This is a genomic window from Herbiconiux moechotypicola (genome assembly GCF_024979255.1).
GTDB lineage: Bacteria > Actinomycetota > Actinomycetes > Actinomycetales > Microbacteriaceae > Herbiconiux > Herbiconiux moechotypicola.
This window is the reverse complement of the sequence record NZ_JANLCN010000007.1, coordinates 184,554-200,227: the sequence shown is the minus strand read 5'-3', so window position 1 is coordinate 200,227 and position 15,674 is coordinate 184,554. Positions and strand designations below refer to the sequence as shown.

The window sequence follows — 15,674 nt, the reverse complement described above, 5'->3', positions numbered from 1 at the left end:
CACCGTCAGCCCGCGGGCGTCTCGGTCGGCTCGGCGCTGGGCGTCGGCGTGGGAGTGGCGGTGGAGTCGTCGTAGGCCTCGCCGGCGACCTGCACCACGAAGGCCGAGAACGCGTCGGGGTCGGTGAGCGAGCCGCTGTACTTCTGGCCGTTCACAAGTACCGTGGGGGTACCCTCGACCGAGAAGTCGGTGCCGGGCAGCGGGTCGTTGAGGGCGCGCGTGGTGGCGTCTTCGACCCAGCCGCGGAAGGTGGTGTCGTCGATGCAGCTGTCGATCGAGCTCTGCTCGGTGACGCCGGCCTGCGACACGAGGTCTTTCAGGGCCGCGTTGTCGAGGCCCTCGGTGTTCTCTTCGGGCTGGTTCGTGTAGAGCAGGCCGTTGAACGCCCAGAACTGGTCGGGCGAGTAGTTCGCCACGCACGCGGCCGCGTTGGCGGCACGGGTCGAGTACCGGCTGCCGAGCGAGGCACGGTCGAGGATGGACAGCGGGTGGATCTCGACGGTCGCGGCGCCGGAGTCGATCCACTCGCCCATCTGCTCGTTGTTCGTGGTCTCGAACTGGCCGCAGTAGGGGCACAGGTAGTCGACGTAGAGCCGGATGTCGACGACGCCCGAGGCCGGGTCGGTCTCGGTGGGGATGGGGTCTTCGCCGGCGGCGAGCGCCGCGGTCGGCTGCGCCACGAAGCCCTGGCCGATGACGATGCCGTCGCTGGCCATGTTCGCCGGGCCGGGGCCCGCCGGGCGGATGGTGGAGGTGATGACGAGGGTCACACCCACCACGATGGCCACGAGAACCAGACCCAGCGACGAGAACAGGATGACGCGGTTGCGCACCTCACGCTTGCGCTGCTCTTCGCGGAGTTGCTTGGCCTTCTCGCGGGCCGCTTCTCGTCGCTGGTTCTTGCTGAGACGCGAGTCGTCGGTTCCGCCAGGGGTCATTGCGTGAAGCTCCGTGTGTGGGTCGGGCACGCTCGGGATGGTGGCGTGCGGAGGGGCGCCGGTGTGGCGACTCCTCAAGGATAGTAGGAACGCCGTCTGGGAGTCTCCCTCGCGTCACCTGGATGTGCGGAGCGTGCGATAATGTCCGATGGGTCTCCAACGGCGAAGACCTGGTTTCACATCCATTCACTACGGATCGTCCGGCACGTACCTGCCGGTGAAGGAGTAACTGAATCATGGCATCTGTCACTTTCGACAAGGCGTCCCGCATCTACCCGGGCGCCACCCGCGCCTCGGTCGACAAGCTCGACCTCGAGGTCGCCGACGGCGAGTTCCTGGTTCTGGTCGGCCCCTCGGGCTGCGGAAAGTCGACCTCGCTGCGCATGCTCGCCGGCCTCGAAGAGGTCAACGAGGGCCGCATCCTCATCGGCGACCGCGACGTCACCGACATCCCCCCGAAAGACCGCGACATCGCCATGGTCTTCCAGAACTACGCCCTCTACCCCCACATGACCGTGGCCGAGAACATGGGCTTCGCGCTCAAGATCGCGGGCGTCGGCAAAGACGAGCGCGCCAGCCGCGTGCTCGAGGCCGCGAAGCTGCTCGACCTCGAGCCCTACCTCAGCCGCAAGCCCAAGGCCCTCTCGGGTGGTCAGCGTCAGCGCGTCGCCATGGGCCGCGCCATCGTGCGTCAGCCCCAGGTGTTCCTCATGGACGAGCCGCTGTCGAACCTCGACGCCAAGCTCCGTGTGCAGACCCGCACCCAGATCGCGAGCCTGCAGCGCCGCCTGGGCGTCACCACCGTCTACGTCACCCACGACCAGACCGAGGCGCTCACCATGGGCGACCGCATCGCCGTGCTCAAGGACGGCCTGCTGCAGCAGGTCGGCTCGCCGCGCGACCTCTACGAGAAGCCGAACAACGTGTTCGTGGCCGGCTTCATCGGCTCGCCCGCGATGAACCTGTTCCACGCCGACCTCGCCGACACCGGCGTGAAGTTCGGCACCTCGATCGTTCCGGTCGACCGCGAGACCCTGGCCACCACGAGCGCCACCAGCGCCACCATCGGTGTGCGCCCCGAGGACATCGTGGTCTCCACCACCGCGGGCGAGGGCCTCGAGGTGACGGTCGACCTCATCGAGGAGCTCGGTGCCGACGGTTACCTCTACGGTCACTCCGACATCGACGGCAAGCGCACCGACATCGTCGCCCGCGTCGACGGCCGCTCGCACCCCTTCGTCGGCGACAAGGTGTTCCTCACCGCCGCCCCGAACCACGTGCACCTGTTCGACCTGGAGTCGGGCGACCGCCTCGGCAACAAGGCCGTCGTCAGCTGACCCCGATCAGAAGGCACCGCATCCTGTGACGAGCTCGCTCTCGATCACCTCTGCCACGGCAGATCCGGCCCTGCTGGATCTGCCGTGGCAGTTGCCGTTGGACCTCTGGCCCGACCAGTACATCGCCGCCCTCCCGAAGGGCATCTCACGCCACCTGGTGCGTTTCGCGCACCTCTCCGGCCACGTCGTCGCCGTGAAGGAGACCACCGACGAGATGGCCAAGCGCGAGTACGAGATGCTGCGCACCCTGCAGCGCCTCGACGTGCCCTGCGTCGACCCGCTCGCCGTCATCACGAATCGCACCGACGCCGAGGGCGAGGAGCTGCGCTCGGTGCTCGTCACCCGGCACCTCAAGTTCTCGCTCCCCTACCGCGCGCTGTTCTCGCAGCAGCTGCGCCCCGACACCGCCACCCGCCTGGTCGACGCCCTCGCCCTGCTGCTGGTGCGCCTGCACATCTCCGGCTTCTTCTGGGGCGACGTGTCGCTGTCGAACACCCTCTTCCGCCGCGACGCCGGCGCCTTCGCCGCCTACCTCGTCGATGCCGAGACCGGCCAGCTCTTCGAGGGCGGCCTCTCGAACGGCCAGCGCGAGAACGACCTCGAGATCGCCCGCGTCAACATCGCCGGCGAGCTCATGGATCTCGAGGCCGGCGGCCGCGCCGATGAAGACCTCGACCCCGTCACCGTCTCCAACGGCATCGTGGCGGCCTACCGCTCGCTGTGGAAGGAGCTCACCGGCGCGGAGTCGTTCAACTCCTCCGAGCGCTGGCGCATCAACGAGCGCGTCGACCGCCTCAACGACCTCGGCTTCGACATCGAAGAGCTCGCCATCAAGACCACCGAAGACGGCACGACCGTGCGCATCCAGCCCAAGGTGGTGGATGCGGGTCACCACCAGCGCCGGCTGCTGCGGCTCACCGGGCTCGACGCTCAGGAGAACCAGGCCAGGCGCCTGCTCAACGACCTCGACTCCTACAGCGCCAAGTACGGCCGCAAGGAGTTCGACGAGGAGATGGTGGCGCACGAGTGGCTCGCCCGGGTGTTCGAACCGGTCATCCGGTCGATCCCCCGTGAGCTGCGCGGCAAGCTCGAGCCGGCCGAGGTCTTCCACCAGCTGCTCGACCATCGCTGGTACATGAGTCAAGACCAGAACCGCGACGTGCCGCTGGCCGAAGCGCTCTCCTCGTACATCGACACCGTGCTGCGCCACCGCCGCGACGAGGCCACCGTCATCGACCCGCCGACGGGCGCCATCACGATGGCCATCCCGATCGTCGACGCCCCGGATGAGGACTGGCGACTGAAGGTCTAGCGCTGATCCCGGAACCGCCGAAGCATAGCTTCGTCGGGGCTGGCTGCGCGCGACGATCCACCGGATCGTCGCCTAGAGCGCACGCGCCCTCGCAATCTCGTAGAGCGTGACGGAGGCGGCGATGCCCGCGTTCAGCGACTCGGTCGACGACGCGATCGGGATCGACACGATCGCGTCGCAGGTCTCGGTGACCAGGCGCGAGAGGCCCTTGCCCTCGCTGCCCACGACCACGACGACCGGACCGGTGGCCAGGTCGAGACCCGGCAGGCTCACGTCGCCGTCGCCGGCCAGCCCCACCACGAAGACGCCGGCAGCCTTGAAGGCCTTGAGTGTCTGCGTGAGGTTCGACGCCATCGCCACGGGCGTGTGCGCCGCGGCTCCCGCCGACGTCTTCCACGCCGAGGCGGTGACGCCCACCGACCGACGCTGGGGCACGATGACCCCGTGGCCGCCGAAGGCCGCGGTCGACCGGATGATGGCACCGAGGTTGCGAGGATCGGTGATGCCGTCGAGCGCCACGAACAGTGGCGTCTGGCCTCGCGACACGACCTGGTCGAGCAGGGACTCCGGATGCGCGTACTCATACGGCGGCACCTTGAGGGCCAGCCCCTGGTGCACCGAGTCGGGGCCGGAGAGCCGGTCGAGCTCGGGCCGCATCACCTCCAGCACGGGGATGCCGCGCTTGTTGGCCAGCGACAGCGCCTCCTTGACGCGCTCGTCGACCTCGACCCGGAACGCCACGTAGAGCGCGGTGGCCGGGATGCGCGCCCGGAGCGCCTCGACCACCGAGTTGCGCCCGGTGACCATCTCGGCGTCGTCGGACTTCTTCACCCGGCGGGCGGGAGCAGTGCGGCCCGTGTCCTGCTGCCCGCGCTCGCTCGTGGAGCGCGCGCCCGGGCGCCCCTTGCCGCCCGCAGCGACGAAGCGTTCGCGCGCGGCCTTCGCCTTGCCCGCGGGGTGGTAGGGCCGGTCTTCGGCCTTGGGCGTGGGTTTCTTGCCCTCGAGGGCCTGACGGCCCTGCCCGCCCGAGCCGACGGTGCGGCCCTTGCTGGTCTTGCGCACGGCGCCGGCGCGCGAGGGCCGGCCCGATCCTGGCTTAGCCATCGAGACTCCAATGCGCGCCCGAGGGCGTGTCTTCGATCGAGATGCCGGCCTGCGCGAGCTCGTCGCGGATGCGGTCGGCGGTGGTGAAATCCCGGGCGGCCCGGGCGGTCTGACGGTCGGCGACGAGGCCTTCGACCAGGGCGGCGAGAGCACGCGATTCGGCATCGTCTCCCGAGCCGGCCGCCCACTCCGGTGCGAGCGGGTTCATGCCGAGCACCTCGGTCATCGCCGTGACCTGTCCGAGCAGCGCAGCCGCCTCGGCGAAGTCCTCGTCGTCGAGCGCGGCGTTGCCGCGGCGAACGGTCTCGTGGATGACGGCGACCGCCTGCGGCACGGCGAGATCGTCGTCCATGGCGGCCCGGAACTCCTCGGGCACCACCTGCGAGACGGCGTTCGCGAAGCGCGTGCCGGTGAGACGGCGCTGGGCCCGCTCGAGGAAGCCTTCGATGCGCGACACCGCGGCCTCGGCCTCGGCGAGCGCGCCCTCGTGGTACTCGAGGGTGGAGCGGTAGTGGGCGGTGCCGAGGTAGTAGCGCAGCACCACGGGCCGGGCGGCCGCGATGAGCTCGGAGGCGAACACCGAGTTGCCGAGCGACTTCGACATCTTCTGCCCGCCGGTCACGGCCACGAGGCCGTTGTGCAGCCAGTACCGGGCGAACTCGTCGCCCGCCGCACGCGACTGGGCGAGCTCGTTCTCGTGATGCGGGAAGCGCAGGTCGAGGCCTCCGCCGTGGATGTCGAAGCGGGTGCCGAGGTACTTCGTCGACATGGCGGAGCACTCGATGTGCCAGCCCGGCCGCCCGGGCCCCCACGGGCTCTCCCACGCGGCGGTCAGCGGCTCGCCGGGCTTGTGCCCCTTCCACAGCGCGAAGTCGCGCACGTCGCGCTTGCCGCGCGAGTCGGAGTCGGTGGCGGGCTCCATGTCGTCGAGTCGCTGGTGGGTGAGCTCACCGTAGTCGGCCCAGCTCGCGGTGTCGAAGTAGACATCGCCCGTGCCATCGTCGGCGGCGTAGGCGTGGCCGGCCTCGATGAGCCGGGTGATGATGGCCTGCATCTCGGGGATGGAGGCGGTGGCGCGGGGCTCGTACGTGGGCGGGAGCACCCCGATGGCGTTGTATGCCGCGGTGAACTCGAGCTCGACGCGATAGGCGAGCGCCCACCACTCCTCGTCGGTGCCGTCGGCGTTGAGCAGGATCTTGTCGTCGATGTCGGTGACGTTGCGCACGAAGGTGACCTTGTAGCCCGAGAAGCTCAGCCAGCGCCGCAGCAGGTCGTAGGCCAGCGCTGAACGCAGGTGCCCGATGTGCGGCGACGACTGCACGGTGGGGCCGCACACGTAGATGCCGACCTCACCCGGCACGAGGGGTGTGAAGTCGAGAAGGGCCCTGGCCTTCGAGTCGTGGAGTCGCAGTGTCACCGCACCAGTTTAGGCGGCAGCGAACACCAGTGCTGTGGCGATGGCGGTGGCGCCGTCGCCACGGCCGGGGAACCCGAGCCCGTCGGTGGTGGTGGCGGTGACCGAGACGGGCGCACCGAGGAGGCCGCCGAGCAGCGCGTCGGCCTCCGCCTTGCGCGCCGAGAAGCGCGGACGGTTGGCGACCAACTGCACCGACACGTTGCCGATGCGGAACCCCGCGGCCTCGAGCACCGCGCGGGTGCGCACCAGGAACACCTCGGCGTGCGCCCCCTCGAGCGCCGGATCGGCGGTGCCGAACAGTGACCCGAGGTCGCCGAGCCCGGCCGCCCCGAGCAGGGCGTCGCAGATGGCGTGCGCCACCACGTCGCCGTCGCTGTGCCCCGCGAGACCGGGCTCGCCCGGCCAGTGCAGGCCGGCCACCCACAACGGCGCCTCGGGGTCGAACGAGTGGGCGTCGATCCCGACGCCGGTGCGTGGCACGGGCACGGCATTCCTCCGCAGCAGGTCGTCGGCTCGACGCAGGTCGTCGGGCGCGGTGATCTTGAACGACGACGCGTCGCCGTCGACGGTCGATACCGGATGCCCGGCCGCCATCACGAGCGCGGCGTCGTCGGTGAGGTCGTCGGCCGCCTCGTCGTACGCCTGCTGCAGCTGCGCCCGGGGAAAGCCCTGCGGCGTCTGCACGGCCGCGAGGGTGGAGCGGTCGACGGTCTCCCCGCACATCCGCTCGCTCACCCGGCGCACCGTGTCGGTGACGGGCAGCACGGGGATCGCACCGTGCCCCGAGGCGCGCACCTCGGCGACGACCCGCTCGAACACGGCGGTTGGCGTGAACGCCCGGGCGGCGTCGTGCACGAGGACGGTCTCGACCGTGTCGGGCAGCACGGCCAGGCCGAGTGCCACCGATCGCTGTCGTGTGGTGCCGCCCGCCACGACCTCTGCGCGGGTGCCGGCGGCCACGAGCATCTCGGTCGTCGGCGCGACCGCCTCGGAGGGCACCACGATCACGAGCGCGACCGGCTCGCCCAGCCCCCGCACGGCGTCGAGCGAGCGGTCGAGGATGCTGCGTCCCGCGATCTCGACGAACGCCTTCGGAACCCCGAGGCCCAGCCGCGTGCCCGATCCGGCGGCCACGACCACCACGCCGACGCGCGGAGCTGCCTCGTTCACGGGCACGACGACCCGGCCGGGTTCAGCGGGTCAGGAGGCCAGCACCTCGTCGAGCACCAGCGAGGCCTTCTCCTCGTCGGTCTTCTCGGCGAGGGCGAGCTCGGAGATGAGGATCTGGCGCGCCTTGGCGAGCATGCGCTTCTCGCCGGCCGAGAGCCCGCGATCCTGATCGCGGCGCCAGAGGTCGCGCACGACCTCGCTCACCTTGATGACGTCGCCCGAGGCGAGCTTCTCGAGGTTGGCCTTGTACCGGCGCGACCAGTTGGTGGGCTCCTCGGTGAACGGCGCGCGGAGCACCTCGAACACCTTGTCGAGACCCTCGCGGCCGATGACATCGCGCACACCCACGAGGTCGACGTTGTCAGCGGGCACCTCGATCGTGAGATCGCCCTGCGTGACGCGCAGTTTGAGGTAGATCTTCTCTTCGCCCTTGATCACCCGGGTCTTCACCTCGGAGATCGTGGCAGCCCCGTGGTGGGGATACACGACCGTCTCGCCAACCTCAAAAAGCATGAATGCGCGTCCTTCCGTGGCTACCAGGATACCACAGGGGGCATCTGGTAAGGCTGTCCTTACCCGTCTACGACCGTCCGCTGGCTGTAGGGTGAAGTCAAAGCGTCTACGACTCAGGAGGGTCTTGTGAGAGCTCGGTTCGCGGCATCCGTCCTGGTGCTCGCACTCGTCGGTGCAGGCACCGCGGGCTGCGCGTTCATCACCCCCCAGGCGACCACGAAGGAGGTCGAGGCCTCCGACGGCGTGAACGCCGACCTCGGTGCCGTGGCCGTGCGCAACGCCACCCTCATCACCGAAGACGGCGCGCTGGCGAGCCTGCTGGTCTCCTTCGTCAACACCTCCGACACCACGCAAGACGTCACCGTGCAGTACGAAGACGGCAGCACGGGCGAGCGCGTCAGCCAGTCGGTGCCGGTCGAGGGCAACGGCGACATCACGAGCTTCGGGGCCACCGGCGCCGAGCAGATCCTGCTCGAGAACGTCTCCGCCCCCGGCAGCCTCTTCCCGGTCTACTTCCAGTACGGCGACGAGGAGGGCAAGCTGGTCTCGGTGCCGGTGCTCACCACCTCGCTGCCCGAGTACGCCGACCTGGCTCCGACGCCCACCCCCACGGTGGTCGTCACCCCCGAGCCCGTGGTCGTCACCCCGGCTCCGACCCCCGAGGTCGTCGAGCCGGGCGAGTAGCCCGCGAGGCCCGGCTCAGGCGATCAACAGCCCGGCGCCTCAGCCCTCGAAGCGGTAGCCCAGCCCGCGCACGGTCACGAGCAGCGTCGGCTCCGACGGCGTCTTCTCGATCTTCGAGCGGATGCGCTTGATGTGCACGTCGAGCGTCTTGGTGTCTCCGAAGTAGTCCGACCCCCACACCCGGTCGATCAGCTGCCCTCGCGTGAGCACGCGCCCGGCATTGCGCAGCAGCAGCTCGAGCAGCTCGAACTCCTTGAGCGGCATCGACACCTCGGCGCCGTTCACGGCGACGGTGTGGCGCTCCACGTCCATCGACACCGGGCCGGCCTTGAGCATGGGCTCGGCCGCGTCGAGCACGTCGAGCTGGCGGCGCAGCACGGCCCGGATGCGCGCCAGCAGCTCACGGGTGGAATAGGGCTTCGTGACGTAGTCGTCGGCCCCGAGCTCGAGCCCCACCACGATGTCGATCTCGGAGTCCTTCGCCGTGAGCATGATGATGGGCACCGAAGAACGGGTGCGGATCTCGCGGCACACCTCGGTGCCGGGGATGCCGGGGATCATGAGGTCGAGCAGGATGATGTCGACCCCGCCGCGGTCGAACTCGCTGATGGCGCTCGGGCCGTCGGGAGCCACGGTCACACCGTAGCCCTCGCGGCGCAGCAGGTAGCTGAGCGGCTCGCTGAGCGCCGCCTCGTCTTCGACCAGCAGGATGTGGGTCATCTTCTCTCTCCCTGTGTGGCCACGGCGGAGGGAGCCTCCGGCAGCCGGATGGTGAACGTGGAGCCGTGGCCGACCTGCGACCAGGCACGGATGTCACCGCCGTGGTTCTGCACGACGTGCTTGACGATGCTGAGGCCGAGCCCCGTGCCTCCGGTGTTGCGCGAGCGCGCCTGATCGACCCGGAAGAACCTCTCGAACACCCGCGTGAGGTCGGCCTCGGGGATGCCGATGCCCTGATCGGTGACGGCGATCTCGGCGATCCCCGCATCGTGGTGCACCCCGATGCCGATGCGCGAGCCGTCGGGCGAGTACTGGATGGCGTTGGCGATGAGGTTGTTGAGCGCCAGCGTGAGGAGCGCCTCGTCGCCGACGACCGTCACGCGCTTGCTGCCGCCGACCGCGAGCTCGATGTCGTGAGCCTTCGCGATGACGTGGTTGTGGTCGACCGCGGTCGACACGATCGAGTCGAGCTCGATGCGGTCGGCGCTCGCGAGCACGTCGGTGGCCTGCAGCCGGGAGAGCTCGATGATCTCGCGGGTGATCTGGGAGAGCCGGGCGGCTTCGGTGCCCATCTGCTGCGCGAACCGGCGCACCTGCGCCTCGTCGTCGCTGGCCGACTCGAGCGCCTCGGCGAGAAGGGTGATCGCCCCGATCGGGGTCTTCAGTTCGTGGCTGATGTTGGCGATGAAGTCGCGACGGGTCTCCTCCAGCCGGTACGACTCCGTACGGTCGTCGGCCAGCACGAGAACGTACCGGCTGCCGAGGCGCGCGGCGCGCACCTCGAGGTGCAGGCTCGCCTCGCTGAACGGGCCTCTGGCCAGCACCACCTCGGCTTCCTCCGCCTCACCCGAGCGCTGCACCCGGGTGACCATCTCCACGATCTCGTCGTGCACGAGCAGGTCGTTGGCGACGAGCCCGAAGGTGTAGGCGGCCGACGAGGCCTTCACCACGTTGAGGGAGGGGTCGATCACGAGGCCGGCCGAGCCCAGTGCGTCGATGACCTGGTCGACGCCGTCGGGCACGGAGGATGACAGCAGGGCCACCGCGTTGTTTCCCCGCCGTTCAGCCAGCTGGAGCAGGACGACGAATCCCGCACCGACGATGAGGCCCAGTGCCAGACACAACAGCACCAAGGAGCCTGTTTCCATGAGGACTACACTAATGATTCCCCTGGGGCCGATTCAGCGAGTTTCCGCCGGTGGGACATCGCTTCGGTGACTGTTCAACTGACGGGCACCTCGCGTTAACCTGGCCCCTGCAAGGATGGAGGCGTCGCTTGCCGAACGCGGCGGTTCCGACGCGCGCGCGTCGATTCATCGACGTGGCCGCCGTACCGAAGAAAGGACCCACGCATGCGTGAGGTATTCCAGCAGGAGCTCCGCGAGGTGCAGGAGCGTCTCGTCGAGATCTCCGAACTCGTCACCGTCGCCATCACGAACGCCACCACGGCGTTCAACGAGTCGAACGTCACCCTCGCCGAGACGGTCATCGCCGAAGACCCCAAGATCGACGCGCTCGCGGCGAGCCTCGACGAGCTGGCGATCAGCATCCTGGCCCTGCAGCAGCCGGTCGCCCGCGACCTGCGCATCGTGGTGACGGCGCTCCGGGTGAGCGCCTCGCTCGAGCGCATGGGCGACATCGCCGAGCACATCGCGCAGCTGGCCCGCTACCGCTACCCCGACAAGGTGGTGAAGAAGAGCCTGCGCGCCACCTTCGCCGAGATGGGCCGGCTCGACGTGGAGATCGCGAAGAAGCTCACGGTGCTGCTCAAGACCGAAGACCTCGCCATCGCCGAGGAGATGCGCAACGACGACGACCAGATCGACGAGCTGCACGTGAGCGTGTTCGACGCGGTGCTCGGCTCGCACTGGAAGGGCGAGGCGGTCGACACGGTCGACGTCACGCTCGCCAGCCGCTACCACGAGCGCTTCGCCGACCACGCGGTGTCGATCGCCAAGAAGGTGCAGTACCTCGCCACCGGCGAGTGGGTCGGCAGCTCGAACGCCTGACCGGCTGCGCCCCGCACGACGAAGGCCCCGGCTCCTCCTCGCGGAGGGCCGGGGCCTTCGTCGTGGCCTGCGGCCGGACTACTTCTTGCCCTGGGCGGCGACCGCGGCGGCACCCGCCGCGGCGGCCTCGGGGTCGAGGTACTCGGCCGGAGCGATCGGCACGAACGAGGCGTCGAGGCGGTAGACCAGCGGGATGCCGGTGGGGATGTTGAGCTCGGCGATGTCGTCGTCGCTGATGCCGTCGAGGTGCTTCACCAGGGCGCGCAGCGAGTTGCCGTGGGCGGTGACCAGCACGGTCTTGCCGAGCGCCAGGTCGGGCTGGATGTCGCTCTCCCAGTAGGGCAGCATGCGGTCGATGACGTCTTTCAGGCACTCCGTGCGGGGCACCTCGTCGCCGAGGTCGGCGTAACGGGGGTCGCCCACCTGCGAGTAGGGGTCGTCGTCGGCGATGGGGGGCGGCGGCACGTCGAACGAACGGCGCCAGGTCTGGAACTGCTCGGGCCCGTACTCGGCGAGCGTCTGCGCCTTGTCCTTGCCCTGCAGTGCACCGTAGTGGCGCTCGTTGAGGCGCCACGAGCGCTTCACGTCGATCCACAGCCGGTCGGCCTTCGCGAGCGCGAGGTTGGCGGTCTGGATGGCCCGGGTGAGGCGCGAGGTGTAGAGCACGTCGGGCAGCAGGCCCGACTCGGCCAGCAGCTCGCCCGCGTGGGTGGCCTCGGCGACGCCCTGGTCGCTCAGCTGCACGTCGACCCAGCCGGTGAACAGGTTCTTCTGGTTCCACTCGCTGTTGCCGTGGCGCAGCAGGATGAGGGTGTAGGGCTCAGTAGGCATGCCTCCATCCTACGGGGCGGGCCTGCCGCATCCCGGGCCGTGATTGGATGGGGGCATGCCGATCGGCGCCGTCACGCGGGGAACCACGAACACCAATCGGCTGCGCCGGGTGGACCGCTGGATCGCCGCCCTTCCAGTGCTCGGCCGCACCGACGACCCGGTCGTCGTCGACCTGGGCTACGGCGCGAGCGGCGTCACCGCGTTCGAGCTGCAGGCGCGCCTGGCCCGCGTGCGACCCGAGGTCGAGGTGGTGGGCTTCGAGATCTCGCCGGAGCGGGTCGCGACCGCGCAGGGCCAGCTCGCCGAGGTGCGGGCCGGTCGCACCTTCTTCGATGCGGCCGCCCGGGTGGGGTTCGCGCTCGGCGGCTTCGAGGTGCCGCTCGCGGGCGGGCGCCGGGCCACGGTCATCCGGGCCTTCAACGTGCTGCGGCAGTACGCCGAGCCCGAGGTGGCGGGCGCCTGGGAGCTCATGGCGTCACGCCTGCAACCGGGTGGGATGCTCGTGGAGGGCACCTGCGACGAGATCGGCCGCGTGAGCAGCTGGGTCGCGATCTCGCCCGAGGGCCCGGTGTCGTTCACGGTCTCACTCCGGCTCACCGACCTCGAGCTGCCGTCGATCGTGGCGGAGAGGCTGCCGAAGGCACTCATCCACCGCAACGTCGACGGCGAGCGCGTGCACCGGTTCCTCGTCGAGCTCGACCGCTTCTGGCGGCACCACGCCGGGCTCGGCGCCTACGGTCCGGTGCAGCGCTGGGTGGCCGTCGTCGAGTCGATGGCGGCCGCCGGCTGGTCGGTGCGCACGCCCGCCAAGCGGCGCCGGCTCGGCGAGCTCACCGTCGACTGGGCCGACGTGGCCCCCGCCGGCTGAACGCTACTTGGTGGCGAGGGTGATCTCTTCGCCCTGCACGCGGATGGTGAGCGGCTCGGCGGTCGACACCTTGGCCGGCGTCCAGAACACCGAGGTGTGCGGCACGTAGTCCATGGTGCAGATCTGGTTCTCGGGGATCGGCACCGTCGTGATCTCGACGGTGTTGCCCTCCCCGGCCTCCTCGATCACCTTGATGTCGGAGCCGATGACGGGGCAGGTCGAGCTGCCCGAGATGGCGATGCCGAGCTGCGAGCCCTCCTGCATCCAGAAGGCCTGCACGGCCTCGTCTCCGCCCTCGATCTCGTGCACCAGGCGCTCCTCGTCGGGGAAGCCCGAGAAGTTCTCGGTGGGACCGGTGACGGTGCATCCGGCCAGCGCGAGTGCGAAGGCGGCGACGGCGGTGACAGGGAGCAGCTTTCGCATCTTCATGGCACTACGGTATCGAATCCGCGGGCCTCACGTGGTGATGTCGGGGAGGGTGCGCCTGGCCTCGTCGAGCGGCATGCCGCTGGCCGCCAGCAGGTCGAGCACGAGCGGCCTGACCGAGAGCACGAAGGCCGACTCCGCGAGCGGCCGGCCGGGGCTCAGGATGCGCGGGTCGAGCGTGATCGCGACCAGCACGAGGCCCTGCCGCACGGCGGGCCGCAGCTCCGGGCGGTCGATGCTCTGCGCCAGCAGCACCACGGCGCTCTGCAGGTTGGCGAAGAGCTCTGCGAGCTCGGGCCGCGGTCCCTCGAGCGGCAGCGTGCTGAGCCGGCGGCTGACCACCCGGAGGTTGCGCACCGCGTGGTCCATGTGGGTGTGCATGAGCTGCTGCGCCTCGAGCTCGCCGCGGTGGCGGCGCAGGAACGGGGAGATGCGCGCGACCGCGGCGGCGGAGTCGAGCGAGGCGCGCCACCCCTCGGTGAGCGGCTGAGTGGTGCGGGCGCGGCCGAGCGCCTGCTCGGCCGTGGCCGTGTCGCCGAGCCGCAGCACCGCCACGATCGAGGAGAGGATGCCCTGGAACGCCGCGAAGAACTTGAGCGCCTCCCGGCGGGCGGCGCGCCTCGGGTCGCGGGGCAGGAAGGCCGTGCAGGCGAGCGCGACCGCTCCACCGACGAGGGCGTCGACCGTGCGCGTGAACGGACCGCCGTCGGGAACCGGGAGGAGCGACACCAGTGCCGCCTGCACCGCCGCGAAGATGGGGAGGCCGGGCACCGGGGAGAGCGCCCTCGTCACCAGCAGGGCCGCGAGCACGGTGAGCGCGAACTGCCAGATGCCCTGCCCGAAGGAGAGCAGGATGACCTCGCTCAGTGCGATGCCGATGGTCATGGCGATCGCCATCTCGAGCACTCGGCGGGGACGGGCGTCGAGCACCAGTCCGAGGCTCGAGAGGGTGACCGTCACCGCCGCGATGGGGTATTGGTGCCCGAGCAGGTAGTGGGTCACCGCGTAGGCGATGGTGACGGCCACGACGAGCTGCAGGATGGCGGCCGCGCTCCCGGTGGTGCGGTCGACCGCCGCGCGCACGGCGGCGGCTGCCCGCGACCGCGGCTCCGCGGCATCGGGCTCCGCGCCCGAGCTCACGAGGAACGGCGGGTGCGCGCGCCCAGCTTCGGCAGCGCGACCCGGCCGACCGCCGATCCCGCATCGGGAGCCACGATGGTCTCCACCTCGGCGGCGACGTCGCCCTCGCCGGTGCGCACCACGACCTCGGCCTCGGCCGGCACCTGGCGCCGCACCACCGCGAGGGCGATCGGCCCCCATTCGTGGTGCACGGCCACCGAGGTCACCCGGCCCACCGCATCCGGCTCGTCGGCCCCCGCCCGCAGTGCGAGCACCTCGTCGCCCGCGGAGGGGAGCACGGCATCGGAGCCGTCGAGGTGCAGCAGCACGAGGCGGCGCGGAGGGTGACCGAGGTTGTGCACCTTCGCCACGGTCTCCTGCCCGCGGTAGCAGCCCTTGGCCAGGTGCACCGCCGAACGCATCCAGTCGAGCTCGTGCGGGATGCTGCGCTCGTCGACCTCGGTGGCGCGCCGAGGCCGCCAGGCGGCGATGCGCAGCGCCTCCGCCGCCGTGAGCCCTGCCACGGAGAGCGACCCCGCGGTCACGGCCGCGGCGAGCGCCGGCAGATCGTCACGCCGGAGGAGGGACTCGCGCCACCACCAGTCGGAGCCAGGGTGCTCGTCGACGGCCGCGTACTGCACGCCACCCGCCACCACCTCGGGCCACGGGTCGCTCCACGTGAGCACGGTGGCGGCGGGCCCCGCGACGGCGATCACCTCGGCGAGCGCCTGGGGCGGCGGCGCCTCGGCCGAGGCGGCCAGCCAACCCACCGTGGCGAACTCACCGGAGCGGTCGGCCACCTCGACCCGCAGCATGAACCGCATGCTCTGCAGCCACGCCTCGAGCGCCAGGGCCTCGTCGGCGTCGACCAGCAGCCACGCGGTCTCGCCGTCGTCGAGCACCCGGATCGCCTGCTCGATGCGGCCGTTGGCCGAGAGCAGGAGCGTCTCGGCCGAGTCGGCGGGCGCCAGACCCCGGATGCTCTGGCTGGTGACCGAGTCGAGCCAGCTCAGGCGATCGGGGCCGGTGACCGCCACCACACCGTGCGACGAGAGGTCGACGACGGCGGGAGCCCCCGTGCCGGGAGCCGGGCGCCCGCTGCGGGGCGCGTCGAGCATCCGCTGCTCGGCGACCGGGTTGCCGTAGTGCGAGGCCACCGACGAGTCGGGGCCGGGCGCCGCGACGGCGCCGGGGAGCGCGAGCAGGGGTGAGGGCCCGGCGGGCAC

At 70.6% G+C, this 15,674-nt stretch carries 16 protein-coding genes; 5 read left to right on the top strand and 11 right to left on the bottom strand.

Annotation, left to right across the window (positions count from 1 at the left end):
- Nucleotides 1-5: 5 nt before the first annotated feature.
- A complete protein-coding gene (locus N1031_RS13055) occupies nt 6-938 on the bottom strand; it encodes a DsbA family protein (protein ID WP_259480129.1) in 933 nt (310 codons plus the stop codon).
- Between the two features lie 236 nt (nt 939-1,174).
- Between N1031_RS13055 and N1031_RS13050 the strand changes: the two genes are divergently transcribed.
- Nucleotides 1,175-2,275, top strand: a complete 1,101-nt coding sequence (locus N1031_RS13050) for an ABC transporter ATP-binding protein (protein ID WP_259480128.1) — start codon at nt 1,175-1,177, stop codon at nt 2,273-2,275.
- Between the two features lie 25 nt (nt 2,276-2,300).
- Entirely contained in the window at nt 2,301-3,587 is a 1,287-nt protein-coding gene (locus N1031_RS13045) for a DUF4032 domain-containing protein (RefSeq protein WP_259480127.1), read from the top strand.
- A 72-nt stretch (nt 3,588-3,659) separates the two neighbouring features.
- Here N1031_RS13045 and rlmB read toward each other — a convergent pair whose 3' ends face one another.
- From rlmB to N1031_RS13025, 4 genes are read right to left on the bottom strand one after another with little or no spacing between them, the layout of a single operon-like run.
- Nucleotides 3,660-4,691 (bottom strand): 23S rRNA (guanosine(2251)-2'-O)-methyltransferase RlmB, encoded by a 1,032-nt coding sequence (gene rlmB / locus N1031_RS13040; RefSeq protein ID WP_259480126.1) that lies wholly within the window; start codon nt 4,689-4,691, stop codon nt 3,660-3,662.
- Complete coding sequence (cysS, locus tag N1031_RS13035) at nt 4,684-6,108, bottom strand: cysteine--tRNA ligase (RefSeq protein ID WP_259480125.1); 1,425 nt, start codon at nt 6,106-6,108, stop codon at nt 4,684-4,686. Before cysS ends, rlmB begins: the two co-directional genes overlap by 8 nt.
- A gap of 9 nt (nt 6,109-6,117) precedes the next feature.
- Complete coding sequence (gene ispD, locus N1031_RS13030; RefSeq protein ID WP_375163639.1) at nt 6,118-7,278, bottom strand: 2-C-methyl-D-erythritol 4-phosphate cytidylyltransferase; 1,161 nt, start codon at nt 7,276-7,278, stop codon at nt 6,118-6,120.
- Between the two features lie 30 nt (nt 7,279-7,308).
- Nucleotides 7,309-7,791 carry a CarD family transcriptional regulator gene (locus tag N1031_RS13025; protein ID WP_066040922.1) on the bottom strand — a complete coding sequence of 161 codons (483 nt, stop codon included), beginning with the start codon at nt 7,789-7,791 and terminating at the stop codon, nt 7,309-7,311.
- Nucleotides 7,792-7,917: 126 nt separating this feature from the next.
- Between N1031_RS13025 and N1031_RS13020 the strand changes: the two genes are divergently transcribed.
- Nucleotides 7,918-8,475: a putative periplasmic lipoprotein gene (locus tag N1031_RS13020; RefSeq protein WP_259480123.1), complete on the top strand. Its 558-nt coding sequence runs from the start codon at nt 7,918-7,920 to the stop codon at nt 8,473-8,475.
- A 39-nt stretch (nt 8,476-8,514) separates the two neighbouring features.
- Here N1031_RS13020 and N1031_RS13015 read toward each other — a convergent pair whose 3' ends face one another.
- Both N1031_RS13015 and N1031_RS13010 read right to left on the bottom strand, forming a co-directional pair.
- Complete coding sequence (locus tag N1031_RS13015) at nt 8,515-9,195, bottom strand: winged helix-turn-helix domain-containing protein (protein ID WP_259480122.1); 681 nt, start codon at nt 9,193-9,195, stop codon at nt 8,515-8,517.
- The gene (locus N1031_RS13010) at nt 9,192-10,343 is read right to left on the bottom strand and encodes a sensor histidine kinase (protein ID WP_259480121.1); all 1,152 of its coding nucleotides are present in this window, start codon (nt 10,341-10,343) and stop codon (nt 9,192-9,194) included. The genes N1031_RS13015 and N1031_RS13010 overlap by 4 nt, the downstream gene beginning before the upstream one ends.
- Nucleotides 10,344-10,547: 204 nt before the next feature.
- Between N1031_RS13010 and phoU the strand changes: the two genes are divergently transcribed.
- The gene (gene phoU, locus N1031_RS13005; RefSeq protein ID WP_259480120.1) at nt 10,548-11,204 is read left to right on the top strand and encodes a phosphate signaling complex protein PhoU; all 657 of its coding nucleotides are present in this window, start codon (nt 10,548-10,550) and stop codon (nt 11,202-11,204) included.
- Between the two features lie 78 nt (nt 11,205-11,282).
- Here phoU and N1031_RS13000 read toward each other — a convergent pair whose 3' ends face one another.
- On the bottom strand, nt 11,283-12,035 hold the full coding sequence (locus N1031_RS13000; protein ID WP_259480119.1) for a phosphoglyceromutase: 753 nt from the start codon (nt 12,033-12,035) through the stop codon (nt 11,283-11,285).
- Nucleotides 12,036-12,090: 55 nt separating this feature from the next.
- Between N1031_RS13000 and N1031_RS12995 the strand changes: the two genes are divergently transcribed.
- Entirely contained in the window at nt 12,091-12,903 is an 813-nt protein-coding gene (locus tag N1031_RS12995) for a class I SAM-dependent methyltransferase (RefSeq protein WP_259480118.1), read from the top strand.
- A gap of 3 nt (nt 12,904-12,906) precedes the next feature.
- On the opposite strand, the gene N1031_RS12990 is transcribed toward N1031_RS12995, so the two are convergent.
- From N1031_RS12990 to ygfZ, 3 genes are read right to left on the bottom strand one after another with little or no spacing between them, the layout of a single operon-like run.
- The gene (locus N1031_RS12990) at nt 12,907-13,332 is read right to left on the bottom strand and encodes a hypothetical protein (RefSeq protein WP_259480117.1); all 426 of its coding nucleotides are present in this window, start codon (nt 13,330-13,332) and stop codon (nt 12,907-12,909) included.
- A gap of 27 nt (nt 13,333-13,359) precedes the next feature.
- Nucleotides 13,360-14,469: an FUSC family protein gene (locus tag N1031_RS12985; RefSeq protein ID WP_259480116.1), complete on the bottom strand. Its 1,110-nt coding sequence runs from the start codon at nt 14,467-14,469 to the stop codon at nt 13,360-13,362.
- Nucleotides 14,466-15,674 carry a CAF17-like 4Fe-4S cluster assembly/insertion protein YgfZ gene (gene ygfZ, locus N1031_RS12980; protein ID WP_259480115.1) on the bottom strand — a complete coding sequence of 403 codons (1,209 nt, stop codon included), beginning with the start codon at nt 15,672-15,674 and terminating at the stop codon, nt 14,466-14,468. The genes N1031_RS12985 and ygfZ overlap by 4 nt, the downstream gene beginning before the upstream one ends.

Coding starts and splice junctions, on each gene's coding strand:
- N1031_RS12990 (WP_259480117.1), bottom strand. CDS start 13,332: ATGAAGATGCGAAAGCTGCTCCCTGTCACCGCCGTCGCCGCCTTCGCA.
- N1031_RS13000 (WP_259480119.1), bottom strand. CDS start 12,035: ATGCCTACTGAGCCCTACACCCTCATCCTGCTGCGCCACGGCAACAGC.
- N1031_RS13025 (WP_066040922.1), bottom strand. CDS start 7,791: ATGCTTTTTGAGGTTGGCGAGACGGTCGTGTATCCCCACCACGGGGCT.
- rlmB (WP_259480126.1), bottom strand. CDS start 4,691: ATGGCTAAGCCAGGATCGGGCCGGCCCTCGCGCGCCGGCGCCGTGCGC.
- phoU (WP_259480120.1), top strand. CDS start 10,548: ATGCGTGAGGTATTCCAGCAGGAGCTCCGCGAGGTGCAGGAGCGTCTC.
- N1031_RS13015 (WP_259480122.1), bottom strand. CDS start 9,195: ATGACCCACATCCTGCTGGTCGAAGACGAGGCGGCGCTCAGCGAGCCG.
- N1031_RS13010 (WP_259480121.1), bottom strand. CDS start 10,343: ATGGAAACAGGCTCCTTGGTGCTGTTGTGTCTGGCACTGGGCCTCATC.
- N1031_RS12995 (WP_259480118.1), top strand. CDS start 12,091: ATGCCGATCGGCGCCGTCACGCGGGGAACCACGAACACCAATCGGCTG.
- N1031_RS13055 (WP_259480129.1), bottom strand. CDS start 938: ATGACCCCTGGCGGAACCGACGACTCGCGTCTCAGCAAGAACCAGCGA.
- N1031_RS13050 (WP_259480128.1), top strand. CDS start 1,175: ATGGCATCTGTCACTTTCGACAAGGCGTCCCGCATCTACCCGGGCGCC.